The 18,825-nt window shown below is 65.8% G+C and carries 21 protein-coding genes and 3 pseudogenes; 7 read left to right on the top strand and 17 right to left on the bottom strand.

Translation table 11 applies throughout. The annotated features are described in order from the left end of the window. Positions 1 to 564 (bottom strand): annotated as a pseudogene (locus A5779_RS34550) (cytochrome P450); the annotation flags it as partial. A 272-nt stretch (positions 565 to 836) separates the two neighbouring features. Between A5779_RS34550 and A5779_RS17750 the strand changes: the two are divergent. Beyond that, the gene (locus tag A5779_RS17750) at positions 837 to 1,193 is read left to right on the top strand and encodes a limonene-1,2-epoxide hydrolase family protein (protein WP_064884112.1); all 357 of its coding nucleotides are present in this window, start codon (positions 837 to 839) and stop codon (positions 1,191 to 1,193) included. Here the strand turns inward: A5779_RS17750 and A5779_RS17745 are convergent. Genes A5779_RS17745 through A5779_RS17730 form a run of 4 tightly spaced genes read right to left on the bottom strand, consistent with a single transcriptional unit; the run spans position 1,150 to position 5,143 of the window. Next, positions 1,150 to 2,151 (bottom strand): NADPH:quinone oxidoreductase family protein, encoded by a 1,002-nt coding sequence (locus tag A5779_RS17745; RefSeq protein WP_064884110.1) that lies wholly within the window; start codon positions 2,149 to 2,151, stop codon positions 1,150 to 1,152. The genes A5779_RS17750 and A5779_RS17745 overlap by 44 nt on opposite strands. Next, positions 2,148 to 3,137: a phosphotransferase family protein gene (locus A5779_RS17740; RefSeq protein WP_064884118.1), complete on the bottom strand. Its 990-nt coding sequence runs from the start codon at positions 3,135 to 3,137 to the stop codon at positions 2,148 to 2,150. The genes A5779_RS17745 and A5779_RS17740 overlap by 4 nt, the downstream gene beginning before the upstream one ends. A 32-nt stretch (positions 3,138 to 3,169) precedes the next feature. Then, positions 3,170 to 4,471, bottom strand: coding sequence for an acyl-CoA dehydrogenase family protein (locus A5779_RS17735; RefSeq protein ID WP_064884108.1), 1,302 nt, complete (start codon positions 4,469 to 4,471; stop codon positions 3,170 to 3,172). Positions 4,472 to 4,486: 15 nt separating this feature from the next. Further along, positions 4,487 to 5,143, bottom strand: coding sequence for a TetR/AcrR family transcriptional regulator (locus tag A5779_RS17730; RefSeq protein ID WP_064884106.1), 657 nt, complete (start codon positions 5,141 to 5,143; stop codon positions 4,487 to 4,489). Positions 5,144 to 5,206: 63 nt separating this feature from the next. Here A5779_RS17730 and A5779_RS17725 point away from each other — a divergent pair. The 5 genes and pseudogenes from A5779_RS17725 to A5779_RS17705 all read left to right on the top strand — a co-directional run bounded on the left by A5779_RS17725 (position 5,207) and on the right by A5779_RS17705 (position 8,576). Next, positions 5,207 to 5,723 (top strand): annotated as a pseudogene (locus A5779_RS17725) (SDR family oxidoreductase). A 135-nt stretch (positions 5,724 to 5,858) separates the two neighbouring features. After that, positions 5,859 to 7,139, top strand: coding sequence for a cytochrome P450 (locus A5779_RS17720; RefSeq protein WP_064884104.1), 1,281 nt, complete (start codon positions 5,859 to 5,861; stop codon positions 7,137 to 7,139). Next, positions 7,139 to 7,333: a ferredoxin gene (locus A5779_RS17715; protein ID WP_064884102.1), complete on the top strand. Its 195-nt coding sequence runs from the start codon at positions 7,139 to 7,141 to the stop codon at positions 7,331 to 7,333. Before A5779_RS17720 ends, A5779_RS17715 begins: the two co-directional genes overlap by 1 nt. Positions 7,334 to 7,348: 15 nt before the next feature. Further along, a complete protein-coding gene (locus A5779_RS17710) occupies positions 7,349 to 7,645 on the top strand; it encodes a DUF1330 domain-containing protein (RefSeq protein ID WP_003880116.1) in 297 nt (98 codons plus the stop codon). A gap of 13 nt (positions 7,646 to 7,658) precedes the next feature. After that, positions 7,659 to 8,576 carry an LLM class F420-dependent oxidoreductase gene (locus A5779_RS17705; RefSeq protein WP_064884100.1) on the top strand — a complete coding sequence of 306 codons (918 nt, stop codon included), beginning with the start codon at positions 7,659 to 7,661 and terminating at the stop codon, positions 8,574 to 8,576. 69 nt (positions 8,577 to 8,645) lie between these two features. On the opposite strand, the gene A5779_RS17700 is transcribed toward A5779_RS17705, so the two are convergent. The 9 genes from A5779_RS17700 to A5779_RS17660 form a co-directional block, all read right to left on the bottom strand. Continuing rightward, positions 8,646 to 9,413 (bottom strand): alpha/beta fold hydrolase, encoded by a 768-nt coding sequence (locus A5779_RS17700; RefSeq protein WP_064884098.1) that lies wholly within the window; start codon positions 9,411 to 9,413, stop codon positions 8,646 to 8,648. 2 nt (positions 9,414 to 9,415) lie between these two features. Further along, positions 9,416 to 9,616: a ferredoxin gene (locus A5779_RS17695; RefSeq protein WP_055115942.1), complete on the bottom strand. Its 201-nt coding sequence runs from the start codon at positions 9,614 to 9,616 to the stop codon at positions 9,416 to 9,418. Then, entirely contained in the window at positions 9,616 to 10,818 is a 1,203-nt protein-coding gene (locus tag A5779_RS17690) for a cytochrome P450 (protein WP_064884096.1), read from the bottom strand. The genes A5779_RS17695 and A5779_RS17690 overlap by 1 nt, the downstream gene beginning before the upstream one ends. A gap of 149 nt (positions 10,819 to 10,967) precedes the next feature. Then, on the bottom strand, positions 10,968 to 11,756 hold the full coding sequence (locus tag A5779_RS17685) for an NAD(P)-dependent oxidoreductase (RefSeq protein ID WP_064884094.1): 789 nt from the start codon (positions 11,754 to 11,756) through the stop codon (positions 10,968 to 10,970). Then, on the bottom strand, positions 11,756 to 12,574 hold the full coding sequence (locus A5779_RS17680; RefSeq protein WP_055115937.1) for an NAD(P)-dependent oxidoreductase: 819 nt from the start codon (positions 12,572 to 12,574) through the stop codon (positions 11,756 to 11,758). Before A5779_RS17680 ends, A5779_RS17685 begins: the two co-directional genes overlap by 1 nt. Continuing rightward, a complete protein-coding gene (locus tag A5779_RS17675) occupies positions 12,574 to 13,434 on the bottom strand; it encodes an alpha/beta fold hydrolase (RefSeq protein ID WP_064884116.1) in 861 nt (286 codons plus the stop codon). Before A5779_RS17675 ends, A5779_RS17680 begins: the two co-directional genes overlap by 1 nt. A gap of 47 nt (positions 13,435 to 13,481) precedes the next feature. Further along, on the bottom strand, positions 13,482 to 15,137 hold the full coding sequence (locus A5779_RS17670; RefSeq protein ID WP_064884092.1) for a thiolase C-terminal domain-containing protein: 1,656 nt from the start codon (positions 15,135 to 15,137) through the stop codon (positions 13,482 to 13,484). Positions 15,138 to 15,230: 93 nt separating this feature from the next. Next, complete coding sequence (locus A5779_RS17665; RefSeq protein WP_064884089.1) at positions 15,231 to 15,452, bottom strand: ferredoxin; 222 nt, start codon at positions 15,450 to 15,452, stop codon at positions 15,231 to 15,233. Next, positions 15,449 to 16,738 (bottom strand): NADH-ubiquinone oxidoreductase-F iron-sulfur binding region domain-containing protein, encoded by a 1,290-nt coding sequence (locus tag A5779_RS17660; protein WP_064884114.1) that lies wholly within the window; start codon positions 16,736 to 16,738, stop codon positions 15,449 to 15,451. The genes A5779_RS17665 and A5779_RS17660 overlap by 4 nt, the downstream gene beginning before the upstream one ends. 33 nt (positions 16,739 to 16,771) lie before the next feature. Between A5779_RS17660 and A5779_RS17655 the strand changes: the two genes are divergently transcribed. After that, positions 16,772 to 17,245 carry a hypothetical protein gene (locus A5779_RS17655; protein WP_064884087.1) on the top strand — a complete coding sequence of 158 codons (474 nt, stop codon included), beginning with the start codon at positions 16,772 to 16,774 and terminating at the stop codon, positions 17,243 to 17,245. Positions 17,246 to 17,264: 19 nt separating this feature from the next. Here the strand turns inward: A5779_RS17655 and A5779_RS17650 are convergent, their stop codons facing one another. The 3 genes and pseudogenes from A5779_RS17650 to A5779_RS17640 all read right to left on the bottom strand — a co-directional run. Further along, positions 17,265 to 18,194: an alpha/beta fold hydrolase gene (locus tag A5779_RS17650; RefSeq protein ID WP_064884085.1), complete on the bottom strand. Its 930-nt coding sequence runs from the start codon at positions 18,192 to 18,194 to the stop codon at positions 17,265 to 17,267. After that, positions 18,191 to 18,622: a Rieske (2Fe-2S) protein gene (locus A5779_RS17645; protein WP_064884083.1), complete on the bottom strand. Its 432-nt coding sequence runs from the start codon at positions 18,620 to 18,622 to the stop codon at positions 18,191 to 18,193. Before A5779_RS17645 ends, A5779_RS17650 begins: the two co-directional genes overlap by 4 nt. Next, a pseudogene (locus A5779_RS17640) lies at positions 18,622 to 18,825 on the bottom strand (amidohydrolase family protein); the annotation flags it as partial. The gene A5779_RS17645 and the pseudogene A5779_RS17640, both read right to left, overlap by 1 nt.

The raw sequence follows: 18,825 nt of genomic DNA, 5'->3' as shown, positions 1-18,825 counted from the left end.
CGAGAATTCACCGCACGTTGCCTGGATCCGCTGGTCGGGTCTGACAAGTTCGACTTCGTACAGGATCTCGGCGAACAGATGCCGATGCGCGTCATCGGCATGCTGCTGGGCATCCCCGAGGACCGGCAACGCGCCATCACCGACCACGGCGAGGAGACCCTGCAGGGACAGACGGTCGATGCCCTGGCCACCGGTGAGGTGTTCGCCGAGATCCTGTACGAAGTCGAACTTGTCAGACCCGACCAGCGGATCCAGGCAACGTGCGGTGAATTCTCGGATCTGCGGTTCGAGGGCGAGCACCTTGCGCGGGGTGAACACCCGCGACAGCAGGTTGCGGTGGATGTTGTGGATCGGCGGATCCTCGAAGATCAGTGTTCCCGGCGGTATCTCCATGCCGGACTTGATGATCTCGAGCAGGGCTCCGCGCCCGGAGATGAATGTCTCGTGGTCGATGACCGCCTTGTTGACATCGTCGTACCGGCTCAGCGCGTAGAAGTCGTGCTGCTCGTTGTAATACAGCGGGGCCTCTTCCCTGATCCGGGCGAACACCGAATAGGGATCCATATTGAGCTCGACGCTGTACGGGTCGTAGTACAGGTCGGCTTCGGTCGACGTGGGCACGGCTGGTCTCCTGACCGTATCGAATGGGCTGTGCACCTGCTTAGCAGGCCAGAGGTGGCCCGGTCAAGGATCGGCCCGCCGGCACCCAGACCCGGCTCGAATTCGATACGGGCTGTTGCGGATTGAAAGGTGAGCTGATCCGGAAATGATGTCTATCGGAATTACACTCGGGCGCGCTAGTGTAAATCTCTGTCACAACGGCCGACGGGGGAGTGATGACCGCTGAGGAGATCGTGCGCGCCGAGATCGCCGCATGGGGGAGCAACGACGTCGACGAGGTCATGGTTCATTTCGCCGACGACGCCACCTTCGACATCGGGCCCGACTGGCCGAAACTCTCGGGGCGCGATGCGATTCACGAAATGATGAAGGTGTTCTTCGCCGGCGGGAAATGCGTGGACCTCGAGATCCGGTACCTCGCTGTTGACGGGAACGTGGTCCTGATGGAACGGCGCGATCACTGGATCGTGGACGGCAGGCAGATGAGCTGGCCGGTCATGGGTGCCTACGAGGTGCGAGACGAGAAGATCACGGCGTGGCGGGAGTACTTCTATCCGCCGAAGGAGTCTTGAGGTCGATCACGACCTTGCCGACAGCCTTCCCGGAGGCCACCTCGCGCAGTGCCGCGGGGGTTTCGCTCAGCGGATAGACCGCACCGATGTGTGGCCGAACGACTCCGGCGGCCAGCAGATCCCGCAGTTCCGCTTCGTTGCGAGTGAACTCGTCTGGGGAGATGTCCTGGAATTGAAAGCCGAGCACGTGAATTCCCTTGACCAGAACCAGGTTCAGCGGGATTCGGGGGATGACGCCGGAGGCGTAGCCGATCGTCACGAACCGGCCGCCGCGACGCAACGACCGTAGCGCCGGCTCGGACAGGTCGCCGCCGACCGGGTCGAGCACGGCGTGCGCGCCGTCGGGCAGGGCGTCCCGCAGTGCGGCGCGTAGGTCGCCGCGCGTGTGGTTCACGAGCGAGACTGCACCGTATTGAGCTGCAGTGGAGAGCTTTTCGTCAGATGAGGCGACTGCCGTGACCCGCGCCCCGAGGGCGGCTGCGAGCTGCACAGCCGCCAGACCCACGCCGCCGCCGGCGCCCAGCACGATCACGTCGTCGGCCGGTTGGATCCGGGCCACCGAGCGCAACGTGTGATACGCGGTGCGGTGAGCCACCCCGAAGGCCGCCGCGGTGCCGTCGTCCACATTGTCGGGAATTCGGGCCAACCCCGATGCCGGAATGCACACCTGCTCGGCGAACGCACCGAACAATCCGGTTCCGGTCACCCGGTCGCCGACGGCGAAACCGCTGGTGTCAGAGGCAACCTCGGTGACTACTCCGGCGAACTCACTCCCCGGGATGAACGGCACCGGTACGTGAATCTGGTACTTGTCGGCCACCAGCAGTACATCGGGGAAGTTCACCGCGGCCGCGCCGACCTGGACCCGCACCTGGCCGGACTCCAGCGCGGGAGCGGGGACCTCATCGAGGCGAACGACATCCGGAGGACCGTACCCGGGGCAGACGGCGGCCTTCACCGGTAGTCGGTGGATTCGGCGAGTTCGGCGGCAGACCGCATCAGCTCGGTGACCACCGGCCCGAACGCCAGCAGCTTCTCGTCGTCGCCCGCCCGCTGAAAACCCTGCTCCAGGACGATCGCCAGCTTCCACTTCGCCAGCACCAGGTAGTAGTCGAGGTCGTCCACCTGGCGTCCGGAGACCTTCGCGTAGTGCGCGACGACGGCGGCGCGCGAGGGCATCCCACGCATGTCCACGTAGCCCATCTCGGCGGGCTCCGGGTTATCGGTGTCGGAGGGCCATGATTGCACCATCCAGGCCAGGTCCAGCTTCGGGTCGCCGACGGTGCCCATCTCCCAGTCCACGATCGCGGCCATCGTGGCCGGTGCGCCGTGGCGGTACATGACATTGGCGAACTGGTAGTCCCCGTGCATCAGGCCCGGGATGAAATCGAGCGGCTTGTGGGCGCGCAGCCAGTCCGTGGCCACCTCGAGCCCGGGCAACTCACGGTTCTTGATCCGGTCGAGGAATCCGATCCAGCGGTCGACCTGGCGTTCGTGAAAGCCGTCGGGCCTACCGAGATCGCTCAGCCCCTTGGCCTGCCAGTCCACTTTCGACAGCAGCGCAATACCCTCGGCCAGCTGATAACTCAGCCCGGGCCGGGTGCTGGGGTCGGAGTTGAACGGCTCAGGCCAGCGACCGTGGGTATCCATCGGCGACCAGCCGTCGACGAATCCCATCAGATAGAACGGCCGGCCCAATACGTCGGGATCGGCGCACACGCCGACTGCCGCCGTGTGCGGGACCTCCGTGCCGTCGAGTGCCTCGATGATGCGCCACTCCCGCAGGATGCCTTTGTCCCGGTCCGGCGGGGCGCCCTCCGGCGGCATGCGCAACACGCAGGTGTGCTCGCCACGGCGGATCTCGAAGATGACATTCTGGGTTCCGCCGGACAGGAAGCGGGCCTCCAGCGGCTCACCTTTGCCCGCCAGCCCGGCGTTGTCCATCCAATCGGCAAGGCGTGCAGTGTCGATCGTGCTCACAGATTGCCCACCTCAGCTTCCAGGTATTCGGCGAACTTGGCCTTCGCGGCCTCGCGCTTGCGCGGGATCCACTCGGTCGGCCAGGTGTCGGTGGTCGGCTGGTAGTCGCGCAGCACCTGCCGGGCGACGGTGGTCTTGTGTACCTCCGTCGGGCCGTCGGCCAGGCCCATCACCGCGGCGCCCGTGACCATGCCGAGGAAGGGCATCTCGTTGGTGACACCCAGCGCGCCGTGGATCTGCATCGCCCGCCAGGCGATGTCGTGCAGCACGGTGGGCATGGCGACCTTGACGGCGGCGATGTCCTTGCGGACCTTCTTGTAGTCGTTGTACTTGTCGATCTCCCACGCGGTGTAGAGCACCATCAACCGGAATTGCAGCAACTGGGCGTAGGAGTCGGCGATGTAACCCTGGACGAACTGTTTGTCGGACAGCCGGCTGCCCTGCGTCTCGCGGCTCAATGCACGTTCGCACATCATGTCGAGCGCCTTCTGAGCCAGGCCGATCGTGCGCATCGCGTGGTGAATCCGGCCGCCGCCCAACCGTGTCTGGGCGATGACGAAGGCCTGACCCTCGCCGCCCAACAGCGCCTCGGCGGGAACCCGGACGTTGTCGTAGTGGATCAACGCGTGGCTGCCCTCGTTGTCCGGCTCGCCGTACAAACCCACGTTGCGGACGATCTTGACACCGGGGGTGTCGGTGGGCACCAGGAACATCGACATGCCCTGGTAGGCACTGACCTCGGGATTGGTCACCACCATGACGATCAGGAACGACGCGGTTGCGGCGTTGGAGGAGAAGAACTTCCACCCGTTTATCACCCAGTCGTCCCCGTCGCGCACCGCGCTGGTGGTGAACAGCGTCGGGTCCGCACCGGCGTGGGGTTCGGTCATCGAGTAGCAGGAGAACAGCTCACCCTCGAGCAGCGGATGCAAATACTTCTTTTTCTGCTCCTCGGTCCCGTAATGCGCGATGATCTCGGCGTTGCCCGTATCGGGGGCCTGACAGCCGAACACGATGGGTGCCCACTGCGAGCGGCCGAGGATCTCGTTGAGCAGCGCGAGCTTGAGCTGCCCGTGACCCTGCCCGCCCAGTTCTGGCCCGAGATGAGTGGCCCACAAACCTTTTTCGCGCACCTGTGCCTTGAGCGGGTCGATGGCCTCCCGGCGGCTGCCCTCCAACGGGGTGAACTGTTTGTGCGGCCACGCCAGGTCGAGCGGTTCGACCTGCTCGGTCACGAATTTGTCGGCCCAGTCCAGTAATTCCTGATACTGCGGGTCGGTCTCGAAATCCCACGCCATCGGGGGTCCTCCGATCTAGTTGTTGAGGGTGTTGAAGCCGGTGATCATCGCGCCGATGTCGCACGCGACGCGGTCGGTGAACGAACGGTTGCCGAAACTGCCTCCGGCCCAGTGCCGGACGCCCTCACTGACCAGGATCTGCGCCAGCCGCGACAGGTGGTCCACGTCGACGTGAGCGCCGAGCTTGCCGTCGGCCTGGGCGCGTGTGAACAACTCGCCGAACATGTCGGCGTCCTCTGTATCGGGGTCGACGTCGCCGGCCAGGATCCGGTGCTCGTGCCGGTAACCCTCCAGGATCGTCTCGACGATCAGTTCGGGTGGGTTGCGCGCCATCGACCGTTCCAGGCTGCGGAGTGCCTCCGTGATGACGGCCATCATGTCGTAATCGCCGGTCAGGAGCGACTTCACGCGTTTCTGGGCCAGGCGGGTCGAGGTCAGGCCGACCTCGAACAGCACGTCTTCTTTGGCCGGGAAATAGAAGTAGAACAGCGCCCGGGACACCCCCGCGGCTCGGCAGATGTCAGCCACCGTGGTCTTGGCGTATCCGTTGGTGCGCCAGAGCGCCATCGCGGCCTGGACCAGGTCGCGTTTGGTCTGGTGTGAGCGAGCCCGTTGGAACGAAGCGCGACGTTGACTGCTGTCAGCAGTGTCAGTCGTGGCTTCCTTGGGCATATTCTGACTCTAACAACGGATTCTGCTATTGAAAATAGTTGACGTTTGTCTAACTATCTCAATATGAACCAACCGCTGCACGGCCGCCGGATTCTGGTCACCGGCGGTGCGTCCGGGATCGGGTCGGCCGCCGTGGATGTGCTGAGCGCCGCGGGCGCCGATGTCATGGCCACCTATCACCGGACGCCACCGCCGGACGGCGCGACGATTCGTCGGCTGCAGTGCGACTTGCGCGATGCGGCCGCCGTCGACGCCATGGTGACCTCGGCGGCGCAGGCGTGCGGTCCAGGCTTGGACGCGTTCTGCGGCCAAGGCCTGGGCGGCTGACCGGGTCACGGTCAATGCGCTCGCGCCGGCGGTCGACACCCCTGGGGCGGATCGTCTACGCGACTTCCTCGGGCCCGAGGTCGCAAAGCTCGTCGACGCGCAGATGAAGATGACGATCCCGTTGGGCGGCGCACTCGGGGACCCGGCTCGCGATCTGGGGCCGGTTCTGGTGTTCCTGGCCGGAGAGGGGGCGGCCTTCATCACCGGTCAGTTGATCGCTGTCGACGGTGGCCTGACGATCCTGGGTGGATAGCGCGAGAATCTTATTCTTGCTGTTTGTCGCTGATCGGTCGGGGTCCGACGTTGACGCGCAACCGGGGCTGTGGAAATCTACTATTCATAGATGAGAGGCGCATTCTCATACGCGTGGCTGGAACGGGAGTAACAGATGGCGATCGACCCGACGGGTATCGATTTTTTCCGCGATGAACGATTGGTCGACGACCCGTATCCGTTCTTCGAGGCGCTTCGGAACAAGTGCCCGGTCAGCCGTGAAGACCACTACAACGTGACCATGGTGACCGGCTGGGATGAAGCCGTGCAGGTCTACAACGACGAGGAGACCTTCTCGTCATGCCTGTCGGTCACCGGACCTTTCCCGGGTTTCCCGGTCCCGCTGGAAGGGCGCAGTGCCGAAGAGGTCACCGCGCTCATCGACAAGCATCGCGACGAACTGCCATTCAGCGATCAGCTGCCGACGCTGGATCCGCCGACGCACACCGATCACCGCTCGCTGCTGATGCGGCTCATCACGCCCAAGCGCCTCAAGGAGAACGAGGACGCCATGTGGCAGTTGGCCGATGAAGTACTCGACAGCTACCTCGCGCCCGGCCAGGGCGAGTTCATCAAGGGTTTCGCGGGTCCGTTCACCCTGTTGGTGATCGCCGATCTCCTCGGTATCCCAGACGAGGATCGCGAAGCGTTCGTCAACGGCATCAAGCAGAATTCCGGCGGCGGCATCGGCAGCACCAGCAAGGAGTCGTTGTCCCACAGCCCGCTGGAGTTCCTCTACGGTCAGTTCTCTGACTACATCTCGGACCGCCGAGCCAACCCGCGCGACGACGTGCTCACCGGTCTCGCCGAGGCCACCTTCCCCGACGGCAGCATCCCCGACGTCGGCGATGTCGCGAGGGTGGCGACCAACGTCTTCTCGGCCGGGCAGGAGACCACGGTGCGCCTGCTCAGCACCGCGCTGAAGGTCCTCGCTGAACAACCGGAAATCCAGCAGCGGCTGCGCGCCGACCGCAGCCTGATCCCGAACTTCATCGAGGAAGCGCTGCGGATCGAGAGCCCTGTCAAGGGTGACTTCCGGTTGTCGCGCTGCCCGGTGACCATCGGCGAGACCGAGTTGACCGCCGGCACCACGGTGATGGTGCTCAACGGTGCGGCCAACCGCGACCCTCGCCGCTTCGAGGATCCCGACACCTTCGACCCGGCGCGCAAGAACGCTCGCCAACACCTGGCTTTCGGCCGTGGCATCCACAGCTGCCCCGGCGCCCCGCTGGCACGCGCCGAGACCCGGGTCGGCCTCGAGCGTCTGTTGGACCGCACCACCGACATCCGTATCTCCGAGGCCAAGCACGGCTCGGACGGCGACCGGCGCTACAACTACATCCCGACCTTCATCCTGCGCGGGCTCACCGAGCTGCATCTGGAGTTCGACAGCTGATGAAGGTGAGGGTCGACGAGGACCGTTGTGCAGGCCACGGCATGTGCCTGACTCTGTGCCCCGAGGTCTTCGAGATGTCAGACGACGGTTGGGCGGTGGCCGACCCGGAAGAAGTTCCGTCCGGGTTGGAAGACGCCGCCCGCGAAGCGATACAGAACTGCCCGGAACGGGCGATCAGCGAAATCGACAACTAGAGAAAGAGATTCGCAATGGCATCTGCCAAGGGTTACGTCATCATCACCGAGGACATCAAAGACCCGGCCGGTATGGGTGAGTACGCCAAATTGGCGTCGAAGGCGATGGGTGGCGCGACCATCGTGGCCGTCGATCAGAAGCCCGAGGTGATCGAGGGCGCCTGGCACGGAACTCAGACCGTGGTGCTCGAGTTCGAATCCGTTGACGCCGCCCGTGAGTGGTACTACTCCGACGCCTACCAGGCGGCCGCCAAGGTCCGCCAAGGCGCCGCCGAGTGCAACGGCGTGATCCTCTCCGGCTTCCCCTCCTGATCGGGCGGCCGCAGTGCGTTACAGCATCACGTACCCGATGCACACTCATCCGTACCATCCGGATCTGGTGAGTGGCAGCGGAGTTGCCGCGATGGCCGCTGCGGCCGAGTCTGCGGGTTTCGACGGCTTCGGATTCACCGACCATCCCGCTCCGTCCCAGCGCTGGCTCGATGCCGGCGGCCACGACGCCTTGGACCCGTTCGTGGCCATGGCCTTCGCCGCGGCGCACACCACGACGCTGCGTCTGGTGCCGAACATCGTGGTGCTGCCGTATCGGAATCCCTTCGTGGTGGCGAAATCCGGTGCGAGTTTGGACCTGTTGTCCGGTGGCCGGTTCACGCTGGCCGTCGGAGTCGGTTATCTCAAGCGGGAATTCGCCGCGCTCGGCGTCTCCTTTGACGAGCGCGCTGCACTGTTCGACGAGGCCCTCGAGGTGATCCGCGGCATCTGGACCACTGATGATTACACCTTCGAGGGTAAGAACTTCAGCGCACGCGGTATCACCGCGCACCCCAGGCCGGCGGCGACGCCACATCCACCGATCTGGATCGGCGGCAACACTTCCGCGGCGCGGGCCCGGGTCGCCAAGCACGGCGACGGCTGGTGCCCGTTCGCGGCACCAGCGGGCCTGGCCAAGACCGCGGGAACAGCCGCGATGGACTCGTTGGACGCCCTGGCCGCCGGCATCGAGGATCTGCGGGCTCGGCTTACCGCCGCCGGTCGCGATCCCGACGGAATCGACATCGTGTTCAACAACTTCGAAGGCGGTAACCCCGGCAGCGACGATTTCGACGCCGACGCCTACCTGGCCGGTGTGGACAAGCTGGCCGCACTCGGGGTCACCTGGTTGCACGTCACTCTGCCCGGTGACAGCCTGGCCCATGCGCTGGAGGCCACCGAGCAGTTCGGCAAGTCGGTGATCGCCGCCTAGCGACATTGACTCTGCGGTGAGGGCTCAGCGCACTCGCACTTTCGCGCCCTCAGCGCAGGGTCGACAGTCTCAAGCAGACGTCAAGGCCGCGATCGGCGTCGTCGTGGTGGCGTGCACCAACAACTCGGCCAGTTCACGTGGGCGGCTCAGGAACGGCGAGTGCGACGCGTCGATCGTGAGTTGCTCGACACCGAGACGTTCGGTCACGGTGTCGGCGAGCCATTGCGGCATCGAGCGGTCCTGGGTGCAGCGGATGAAACTGCGGGGGAGGTCGGCGGCCCAGAACTGTGGCACCGACACCGGCGTGACCGTCGTATCGCCGAACCGCTCCGGCCCGAGACGCTCGAAAGCCCAGCGGGCCGTTGCCTCGTCGCAGTCGTGGTAGAAGTAGCGCCACGCTCCATCGAAGTCGGCGAAGTGCATCGCACGTTCGTCGTCGAAATGCAGATAGCCCAGCATCTCGCCGACGTCACCGTCGAACTCGCCGCCCAACTCGTCATCGGCCGAACGCATGGCCATGGCCTCGGGATACGTGCGGCCCTCCCTGGGCAGCGCCGCGGCCAGGTACACGATGTGGCCCACCAGTTCCGGTGCGGCGTCCGCGGCGAGGGTGGCGTCGAACCCGCCGCCAGAGTGTCCGACGAGCACATCTCCGGCCTGCATCACGTCGAGGATCGCGGCGCACCGATTGGCCAGCGTGGACTCTTCGGCCACCCGGGCGCCGTGCCCGGGCAGATCCACCGCGACGCCGTCATGACCCAGATTCTGCAACTCGGCGATGGTGCGCTCCCAGCACCAGGCGGCGTGAAAGCCGCCGTGTACGAAGACGAACCGCACGCCTACTCGTCCACGATCGAGATGGCCTGGCGGGGGCACTGCCGAACCGCTTCGCGGATCTGTGCCTCGTTCTCCGGCGTCACGTCCTCCTGAAGGATGTGCAGGTAATCCTGATCGTCGAGATCGAACACCTCGGGGATGATCCCCATGCAGACCGCGTTGCTCTCGCAGATCTCGAAATCGACGTGAACCTTTTTCGCCATCACCTCAACACCCTTACCGGCACGTGCGAATAACCCGCCACGTTCTGCATTTGAACCCGTTGCAGCTCATCCCATTTCACCTCATAGCGGGGCATGAAATCGAGCAGCTTCTCCAGCGCGACCGCACTCTCCATGCGGGCCAGCGCCGCACCGAGACAGCTGTGGATGCCGTAGCCCAACCCCAGGTTCTGGGCCTCGGTGCGGTCGCGCTCGATGTCGAAGGTGTCGGCATCGGTGAACGCATCGGGATCGCGGTTGGCCGCGGCGCTGATCAGGAAGACTGCCTTGCCCGCCGGAATGGTGCCGCTGGGCACGTGGGCTTCTTTGAGGGTGTAGCGGACGTTGTACTGCACCGGGCCCTCGTAGCGCAGCAACTCCTCGACAGCGGCCCCGACCTTCTCGCGGTCGTCGAGCAGCTTCTGCCACTGTTCGGGGTTACGGGCGAAGAGCACCATCGCGGTCCCGACGAGCTTGGTGACGGTTTCCGCGCCGGCGCCGCCGAGAAGGGTGGCGAAGCCGGTGATCTCGATGTCGTCGAGACGACGCATCTGGCCGTCTTCGCCGGGGATCTCCGCGGCGATGAGCCGGCTGATCATGTCGTCCTGCGGGTTTTCCCGGCGCTTCTGCACCAGCCCGTAGTAGTAGATGCCGGTGTCGATGTTGGCCTGCATGCCGGCCTCGGAGTAGCCGATCTGCCCTGGCTCACGCGACAGGCTGGTGTCGATCCAGTGCCGGACCTGCTGGCGGTATTCCGGGTCGACGCCGGCCATCCGGGTGATGACCTCGACCGGGAACGGACCCGAGAAATCCTGGACCACGTCGAATTCGTCGGAGCCGATCAGGCTGAGGTGATGGTCGATCTGTTCGACGACAGTCTCGCGCTGAGACTGGATCATGCGCGGGGTGAACGCCTTGTTGAGCAGGCTGCGCATGTGCCGGTGATCGGGTGGGTCCATGAAGATGATCGACTTCTGCGGCGGTTCGTCGCTCTGCACCATGGCCAGATCGCAGCCACGCGACGAGGAGAACGCCTCGTGGTCCTTCAATGCTGCCGACACGTCCTCATGCCTTGTCAGGGCATAGAAGTCAGAGTCCTCGTTGTAGTACAGCGGTGCGTCCTCGCGCATCCGGCGGTACATGTCAAACGGGTTGTTGAAGAACTCCTCGGAGAACGGATCGAAGATCACCTGGGCCTTGGTCATTTGGCTGGCTCCTCCTTCGCGGCGGGCTGGGCCGGAAGTTTCGTGACACGTTACGGGAAACTGTTGAACTGTAACGCTAACAGTAACTCTGTTGAGAGTGTTTGAAAAGCACAAAATAGGTGCTGATCAGGTCGTGATGTCCGTGTGGGTTACCTGATGGCGGCGTCGAGGAGTCCCTCAAGCCGGCCAAGGTCGCTGTCCAGTTCAGAGGCTGTCCTGCGCACCACGGCGACGTCTTTGCCGATGAATTCGCCGACCCGCTCGATGAAGGCGTCGGCCGAGCCGGTGGCGGCGATACCGCCGAGGGCGCGGCTTGCCGCACTGCCGTGCGTGAGGGCGGTCAGCAGTGTCGCCTCGTCGATGCCAAGCCGATCGCCCAGGCGCACTCCCTCGGCCACGGCGCCGATCTGCGCGGCGAACAGCGCGTTGTTCACCAGCTTCACCCGCTGCCCGGCACCGACCGGGCCGACGTGCAGTACCGGATCGGCATAGGCCGTCAGCACCTCACGGGCGCGGGCTATCGCGTCGGCGTCACCACCCGCGAACACCGTGACGGTGCCGGCCGCGATGTCATGCGGTCCGCCGCTGACCGGAGCGTCGACGACGGCGATGCCCCGCGCGGCCCCGCGCTCGGCGAGGGCCTCGGCGGTGCGAGGGCTGCCGGTGGTGTGCAGCACGAGCACCGACCCGTCCGGCATCTCGTCGATCAGGCTTGGGCAGAGGTCCCGGACCTGATCATCGGTGAACACACAGACGATCGTCACGTCGGCGCCCGTGACCGCCGCTAGTGGTGAGCTCACCGGGTCGGCGCCGAGTTCGGCCACCGCAGCGCGCTTTTCGTCGTCGCGGCCCAGGACCCGTACCTGGTGCCCGGCACCCGCCAGGCGGCGCACCATCGGTGCGCCCATCCGGCCTGCTCCGATGAAACCGACGCGCATCAGCGGGGATGGTTCATGATCGCCAGGGCGTTGTCGGCGGCATCAAACACTGCCCCCTGGGGAGCTGAGGCATCGTCGGCCAGGCTGGCGGCATGCCTGCAGTCCTTCTGCAGCAGCGCGCCGGCGATCGGTGCCAGGTTGTCCAGCGTCCCGCCGAACATCGCGATGCTGTTGAGCGCCTTGCTGGTGGCCGAACCGCGCGAGATCACCTCGCACAGTGCCTGACGCGGAACTCCCAGTGCCTCACCGAGTTCCAGCGCGCTCATGGCCGCGCCCAGGTTGGCGCTGAACAGCAGGTTGTTGAGGATCTTGGCGACCTGGCCGGCGCCGACGCCGCCCAGGTGCACGATCGGGTCGGCGTAGGTGGCGAACACTGGACGCACGCGCTCGACGACCTCCTCGTCGCCGCCGACCATCACCAGCAGAGTGCCGGCGGAGGCAGCGGGCTCGCCACCGCTCACCGGGGCGTCGATGACGGTGATTCCCTGGGCGGCAGCCTTTTCCGCAAGCTCGCGGCAGGTGTCGGGGTGCACGGTCGAGTGAATGGCGATGACGCCGCCCGGGGCCAGTCCGGCCAGCACGCCCGTCTCGCCGTCGAGCACCTGACGGACGTCGTCGTCGCCCACGACGCACAAGCAGACCAGATCGCTGGCGGCAGCCAGTTCGGCGGGGGAGCCCGCGGTCTTGGCGCCGGTGTCGGCGAAGGGTTCCAGCGAGGCCGGGCGCCGGGCCCAGAGGGTGGTCTCGAACCCGCCTTCCACGATCCGCCGCGCCATCGGCGCCCCCTGGCTGCCCAGCCCGATAAATCCGACTCGCATCAACCTGCCTCCACTTCCAGTTCGGTATTCTCAGTGCCTTTCGCCGGCTCGGGGCCACGGTTGGCCACGCACTCATCGGCGAACGACAGCACCTTGCGGTGATAGGTATCGGCGGTCAGTCCCACGCTGAGATTGTGTCCGCTGTCGGCCAGTTCGCCGGTCTCTACCCGCGGCGAGACGGTGAACATCGCAGCGATCCCGGCCAGTGCCTCGGCATCGGACTCCCAGACGTTCTCGTACTCGCCGGCGAGGAACTGCACGGGAACGGTGGTCTGCCCGGCCAGTGCCGGAAACTCCTGCCGTGACCAGGTTTTGACGACATCGCCCTCGTAGGCGGTGCCGCCCGCCGACAGTCCGGCGCCGATCACATCCGGCGGATAGAGCCGGGCCGGTTCCCACAGCAGCTCGCGCAGACCACGCGGCCGGTTCACCGGTGAGGCGTCCTTGAGCAACTCCTGAGCGGCAGGGTGATACCGACGGCCGGTGCCGGCCAGGGATACACCGAGCACTTCGGGCCGTTGGACGGCCAGGTGCAGGGCCAGCTCACAGCCCATCGAATGGCCGAGGACGAACAGGTCAGCCGTACCGGTGATCCGCTGGATTGCCCCGAACGCCAACGCGACCCGCTGTTCGGGTCGTGCCATGGCGTCCGGGTAGGCCGCCGATGCACCGTAGCCGGGGCGGTCCAGCGCGATCGCGGTGTACCCCTGGTCGACTGCGGTCCGCAACAGGGACAGCCCCGGGTGACCGGGGCAGTCGAAGTAGGCCGACGTGGTGGCGCCACCGTGCAATGCGACGACGACGGCGCGCGGGTCGGGGGACTCGGCGACCAGGGCTGACATCGGGACTCCGTCGACCATCACCACTCTGGGGTGCGGATCGGCCTTGCTCGCCGTCGACGTCACGGCTAGTCGTCCCTGCGCATGAGCAGCACACCACTGGGGGTCAGGCCGCCGCTGCTGGCCACGGCGACGCGCACATCCTTGACCTGACGTTCGCCGGCCTCGCCGCGCAACTGCGTGACGGCCTCGTGGATCAGCCCCATGCCGTGGGTACGGCCGTGCGAGAGCTGACCGCCGTGGGTGTTGAGCGGGATGATGCCGTCGCGGGCGATGTTGTGACCGCCGTCGAGGAAGTCCTTGGCCTCGCCGATGCCGCAGAAGCCCAGCCCCTCCAGCCAGGACAGGCAGTTGAAGCTGAACCCGTCGTAGAGCTCGGCCACGTCGACATCGCTGGGCCGCAACGAGGTTCGCGACCACATATGTGCACTCTGACCCAGCACCTGAGGCTCGTGGGTGAGCGTGGTCTGGTCCCAGTCGAGTCGTTCGATGATCTGGGTGCCGACGGCCTCGAACAGGATCGGCGGCTTGGCCAGATCACGCGCGGCGTCCACGGCCGAGACGATGACGGCCACCGCACCGTCACACGGCACGTCGCAGTCGTAGAGGCCGAACGGCGTCGTGATCATGCGGGCCGACAGGTAGTCGTCCATGGTCAGCGGATCGCGGTAGATGGCGGTCGGGTTCAGCGCGGCATTGGCGCGCTGATTGAGCGCGATCCAGCCGAGGGTCTCGCGCGTGGTGCCGTACCGGTCGAAGTGACGGCCGGCGTTCTGCGCCAACGTGTGTGCCGCCGAGGTGGACCCGAACGGATGCTGCCAGTTGTCGCTGCGGCCACCCATCGGAGGGGACATCTTGCCCTCCTTGACCAGCTGGCCGAAGGTCGCCTCCCACAGTGTGCGGAAGCACAGCACGTGGCGTGCCATGCCGGTGGCCACGGCCATCATGGCCGCGATCACCGAGCCACCCGGACCGAAGGTGTCCATGCCGCCGTTGATCCAGGTCGGCCGGAGCCCGAGTGCGCCCTCCAGGGCGCTCACGCCGCCTTCGCCCATACCGGCGATGGCCAGACCCGGGTAGGTGGAAAGTCCGTCGATGTCGTCGAACGTCAAACCCGCATCGGCGACCGCTTTTTCGGCGGCGTCGATCGTGAGCGCCAGGGGCGGCACCATCTGTCGACGACCGATCTTGGACATCCCGATGCCGGTGATGGCCGAGTGATCCTCGAATTTCTCCTTGGTCAGCATCGGCCGGACGTACTTGGCGACGTCCTGGGGCGCGACGGGTTCGGCGACCGGCGGGGTGGAGGTGGTGTCGGACGACGGCTTGAACACCGGCAGCCAGACATCCTCGATCTGCTGGAATTCGACCTCGACGGGCATCCCGAGCTTGAGGTCCTCGGAATCGCAGTCGACGATGTTGGTCGTCAGTCGGACGCGGGGATCCTCGGCGATGGCCACCTCGGCCACCACGTACGGCGGCGGCAGATCCGGGAACCCGAAACGGTGGTTGACCGTGAACCCGGCGAGCGATCCGCGCCCGGACACGTCACGCACGCCCATGTTGCGGCTGCGGCAGTACCGGCAGACCGGCTGTGGCGGGTGGATGAGGGCGCTGCAGTCCTGGCACTCCTGGATTCGCAGCACCCCGTCGGCGCCCGCGGTCCAGAAGTACTCGTTGAGCGTGGTGACCGTCGGGAGCGGACGTCCCGGTATCTGTGACAACTCGACTCCGGTGGTAAGCGGATTATTCTGTGTGGAGAATCACGTTACCAGTTTCCGGGATCGGTGATCCAGCCTCTACGTATCCGAGCCGGGTCAACCCGCCTCGCGCTCCGTCCGCGTTTCCTTCAATTCGATGATCGCGTGCACGGGGCAGTCCAGCAGGGCACGTCGGACCGCGTCCTCGTCGGCTTCGGGGATGTTGCCGTCGCCTTGAAGTGAGGCGTAGCCCCAGTCGTCGAGCGGGAAGTACTCCGGTGCGTGCTTGGCGCACAATCCGAAGCCATCGCACAGCGTGCGGTCGAGCTTGACCTTCATACCGCCACCACCGCCTCCAGGGACTCCACTTCGTACGGCCGTGCAGCGGTGAAAGCGCCGGAACGGCAGGTCTGACAGCCATTTTCGAGGTGGCGCTGCACCAGATCGGGGAACTGGGCCAGCAGGCTGGCTGCCACATTGGCCGCGCCGTCGAGCGTCGCGCAGGCGCCGCGGCCCCGCAGCACCACCGACCACCGCTTGAGCCGATCGAGATCATCCTGGGTGGCGTTGCCGTCGCGAAGTCCGACGGCAACCGCAGCCATCGCGGCCGTCCCGTTGAAGCACGACCCGCACTGGCCGGCGTTCTCGCGGTCGAAGTAGGCCAGCACCGACGCGGCGACCGCCACCGGACACTCGTCGGTGAGGATGCCGATCGCGCCGCAGCCCAACCCGCTGTTCAACGCCCGCACTGACTCGTGATCCAGTGTGGCTCCCACGATGTCGCGGTTGACCAGCCCGGCGAAGTACCCACCCATCAAGGCTCCGCGGACGTTGTCGGGGGATACCCCGTGCAGCGTCAGCAGATCCGCGAACGCGATACCGTGCGGCAGTTCGTACAGTGCGGGTGCTCGTCCGGCACCGGTGATCGTGGCCAGGAAGGTTCCCGGTGAAGCCTCGGTGCCCAACTCCCGGAACGCCCTCGCGCCGTGCTGGTGGAGGTAGGCCAGGTGTGCCAGCGTCTCGACATTGCTGATCAGTGTCGGCTTCCCGTCCACCCCTTCCTCGAACGGGCGTGGGGGTTTGTCGGTCGGCTTGGCCGGTCCGCCGTTGACCACGTGCACCGCCGCGGTCTCCTCGCCCGCGACGTAACCCGCCGTGACGGTGAGTAATTCGATTCTCACACCGTCCCGTTCACGCGGGCTTTCGTCGAGCGCCAGCTCAACACTGTCGGCTGCCGCCGAATCCGATACGTACACCACAGCGCGCTCGGCGCCGACAATCCCGGCAGCGAGCCGGAGACCGTCCAGCACGACATGTGGGCGGTTGCGCAGCAACCAGCGATCTTTGATCGAGGCCGGCTCGCCCTCTTCGCCGTTGGCGATCACGACCGTGCCTGACGCGTCCCGCCCGTTGGCGCGCACCGTCTGCAGTTTCACCGCCAACGGAAAGGCCGCGCCGCCCCGGCCCAGCAGCCCGCTGGCCTGCACCTCGGCCAGTAGGTGATCTGGATCGGCAAGGGCGCCATAGCCTCCGGACTGCTGGTACTCCACTAAGCTCTCCGGCCGATCGCGGAGCAGACGCGGGGTGATTCCCGGCCATACCGCGACGCTGAGTTCGGCTGTCATGGTCACATCCCGTCCCCGGTTAGGCTTACCGGCATGAGAACTGCGGTGGTGCGCGTCGGAGTCGACCCGGCTGGTGAGCTCGGCGCGGAACAGCTGTCCGACGGCATGGCAACGCTTCGTGAGTTGCTGGGAGACCGGGGCGCCGAGGTGCTGGACAACCAGCTCGCCGAACTGCCCGCCCATCGCCGCGAGGTCGAGGTTCTGATCGCCGGCAACGACGCACCAGAGTTACAGGCCATCGCGATGGAACTGTGCGCCAAGGCCTTTGGCACCAGTCCCGCGGCCGGGGTGGTCACATTCGTCAGTCGCGGCACCGATGAGGATGTCCGCGGTGTGCTTGCCGGGTTCGGCTTGTCGGGCGACATCGCCAGATCGGTCGATGGTGAAGGCTGGGATGTCGTGACGGTGACCCTGGACAAAGCCGATCTGGCCCGTATCCCGGAAAGCCGCGTCCACACCGCTCTCGAGGCTTCGTTGAACTGCGAGGTGCACATCCGGACGGTGTGACGGTACGGCGGCACCGACGTCACGAGGACCTCAGGAAGTCGATGATCTGCGGCGCAGCCTGCACCCAGGTATCGAACAGGCAGAACGCCTTACCGCCGCTTTGGGCGAACCTCTCTCCCGCACGTTCCCAGGCGTCCTCGGGCCAGGGGGGATCGATCAGCTCGGAACCCTTGATCAGACAACTCACTTCAAGCGAGGTGCGCTTGGGATGATCCCAGTCGTTCTCGCCACCACGAATGATCAGGGTGGGCACGGTGATGTTGTCGAACATCTCGTCGGGAACACCTGGAATGGTCTGTCCGGGTTTCGACACGAACGCGTTGAGCCAGCGCAGCATGACCTTGAGGAACTCGTCGGCGTCGAGGTCGAGCAGGCGTTGTTTGTTGGCCGGGTTTTCGGCGATCCGCTCGCGCCATTCCGGCACGTTCAGCAGCCCCTCGATCCCGAGCCCGCGCACTGCCAAGATGCTCGGAGTCACGTAGTGGCCGCCGAGTACGAACGACCCGTACACCCCGCCGACGATGTTCCACACCACCAGCTTTCGCACGATCTCGGGATAAAGCATGGTGGTCAGCATCGAGTCCCGCGCACCACCGGAGCCACCGAGGATGAAGCACGGCCCGATGTCCAGGCCGGTGATCAGGTGGTACAGCGTCTCGGCCCGCATGTGCGATTCGCTCTGCCCGTAGAACTGCACGTCCGACCTGCCGCAGTTCGGCCGGTCCCACAGCAGTACTCGGTAGCCGCCCTCGACGAGGGCCTCGGCCAACGGCCGCAGGCCCGGAATGTCCTTGCTGAACCGGCCGCCGGGAGTCAGCGCGATGAAATCGCCCTTGTCGCCGAGAATTTCGTAGACGACGTTGCCGCCGTTGACCTCCATGGTCTTCTCGCCCGGCTTGAGTGGACGAGTCACCGCCAGATCCGTTGATTCGCTCGCAAGCTCGCTCATGCCATCACCAACACATCATCTCCAACCACACGGACCGGGTAGGTACGAATACTCCATTCCGGCTTCACCGCGGTGGTGCCGGTTGCCAACTCGAAACCCCATTGGTGCCAGGGGCAGTAGATGTACTCCTTGTCGCGCACCATCACCGCGTCGCCGGGCACCTTCTCGTCGACCACAGTGCGGCCCCGGGCGCGCCCCGAGCACAGCGGACCACCCTCGTGGGGGCAGTAGTTGGCGATGGCATAGAACGTGCCGTTGACGTTGTACACGCCGACGCCGTGACGGCCGATCGGTACGAGTTTGTGCGTGCCCGGCGGGATTTCGTCAACCGTGGCGACGACATGCTCGCGCCCCTGCGCGAGTCGGGGGCGCTTCTCGGGCTGCTGCACAGATTCCCCGGTCGCTTCGCTCCTGCCCTCCGGAATCATCAGAACACCCGGGCCTGTCCCTCGAGGACCGGAACGGTCTCGGGCAACTTGTAGGTCTGGATGCCGTTGCGGAACATGATGGCCTCGCGGGCGTGCTCGGGCAGATGCTTGACCAGCCAGCGCGGGTCGTCGAACGTCCAGTGCGGGTAATCGCTGGAATACAGCAGGATCTTCTCGCATTCCATCCACTCGAATGCCCGGGA

The organism is Mycolicibacterium peregrinum (assembly GCF_001665625.1).
Taxonomy (GTDB): domain Bacteria; phylum Actinomycetota; class Actinomycetes; order Mycobacteriales; family Mycobacteriaceae; genus Mycobacterium; species Mycobacterium peregrinum_B.
The sequence above is the reverse complement of the archived record's forward strand: the minus strand, read 5'-3'. Positions and strand labels throughout refer to the sequence as shown.

Excerpts from the sequence above, each read along its gene's own strand:
- A5779_RS17750 (WP_064884112.1), top strand. The coding sequence starts at position 837 with ATGACCGCTGAGGAGATCGTGCGCGCCGAGATCGCCGCATGGGGGAGC.
- A5779_RS17740 (WP_064884118.1), bottom strand. The coding sequence starts at position 3,137 with ATGGACAACGCCGGGCTGGCGGGCAAAGGTGAGCCGCTGGAGGCCCGC.
- A5779_RS17735 (WP_064884108.1), bottom strand. The coding sequence starts at position 4,471 with ATGGCGTGGGATTTCGAGACCGACCCGCAGTATCAGGAATTACTGGAC.
- A5779_RS17730 (WP_064884106.1), bottom strand. The coding sequence starts at position 5,143 with ATGCCCAAGGAAGCCACGACTGACACTGCTGACAGCAGTCAACGTCGC.
- A5779_RS17720 (WP_064884104.1), top strand. The coding sequence starts at position 5,859 with ATGGCGATCGACCCGACGGGTATCGATTTTTTCCGCGATGAACGATTG.
- A5779_RS17715 (WP_064884102.1), top strand. The coding sequence starts at position 7,139 with ATGAAGGTGAGGGTCGACGAGGACCGTTGTGCAGGCCACGGCATGTGC.
- A5779_RS17710 (WP_003880116.1), top strand. The coding sequence starts at position 7,349 with ATGGCATCTGCCAAGGGTTACGTCATCATCACCGAGGACATCAAAGAC.
- A5779_RS17695 (WP_055115942.1), bottom strand. The coding sequence starts at position 9,616 with ATGGCGAAAAAGGTTCACGTCGATTTCGAGATCTGCGAGAGCAACGCG.
- A5779_RS17690 (WP_064884096.1), bottom strand. The coding sequence starts at position 10,818 with ATGACCAAGGCCCAGGTGATCTTCGATCCGTTCTCCGAGGAGTTCTTC.
- A5779_RS17685 (WP_064884094.1), bottom strand. The coding sequence starts at position 11,756 with ATGCGCGTCGGTTTCATCGGAGCAGGCCGGATGGGCGCACCGATGGTG.
- A5779_RS17680 (WP_055115937.1), bottom strand. The coding sequence starts at position 12,574 with ATGCGAGTCGGATTTATCGGGCTGGGCAGCCAGGGGGCGCCGATGGCG.
- A5779_RS17675 (WP_064884116.1), bottom strand. The coding sequence starts at position 13,434 with ATGGTCGACGGAGTCCCGATGTCAGCCCTGGTCGCCGAGTCCCCCGAC.
- A5779_RS17665 (WP_064884089.1), bottom strand. The coding sequence starts at position 15,452 with ATGAAGGTCAAGCTCGACCGCACGCTGTGCGATGGCTTCGGATTGTGC.
- A5779_RS17660 (WP_064884114.1), bottom strand. The coding sequence starts at position 16,738 with ATGACAGCCGAACTCAGCGTCGCGGTATGGCCGGGAATCACCCCGCGT.
- A5779_RS17655 (WP_064884087.1), top strand. The coding sequence starts at position 16,772 with ATGAGAACTGCGGTGGTGCGCGTCGGAGTCGACCCGGCTGGTGAGCTC.
- A5779_RS17650 (WP_064884085.1), bottom strand. The coding sequence starts at position 18,194 with ATGAGCGAGCTTGCGAGCGAATCAACGGATCTGGCGGTGACTCGTCCA.
- A5779_RS17645 (WP_064884083.1), bottom strand. The coding sequence starts at position 18,622 with ATGATTCCGGAGGGCAGGAGCGAAGCGACCGGGGAATCTGTGCAGCAG.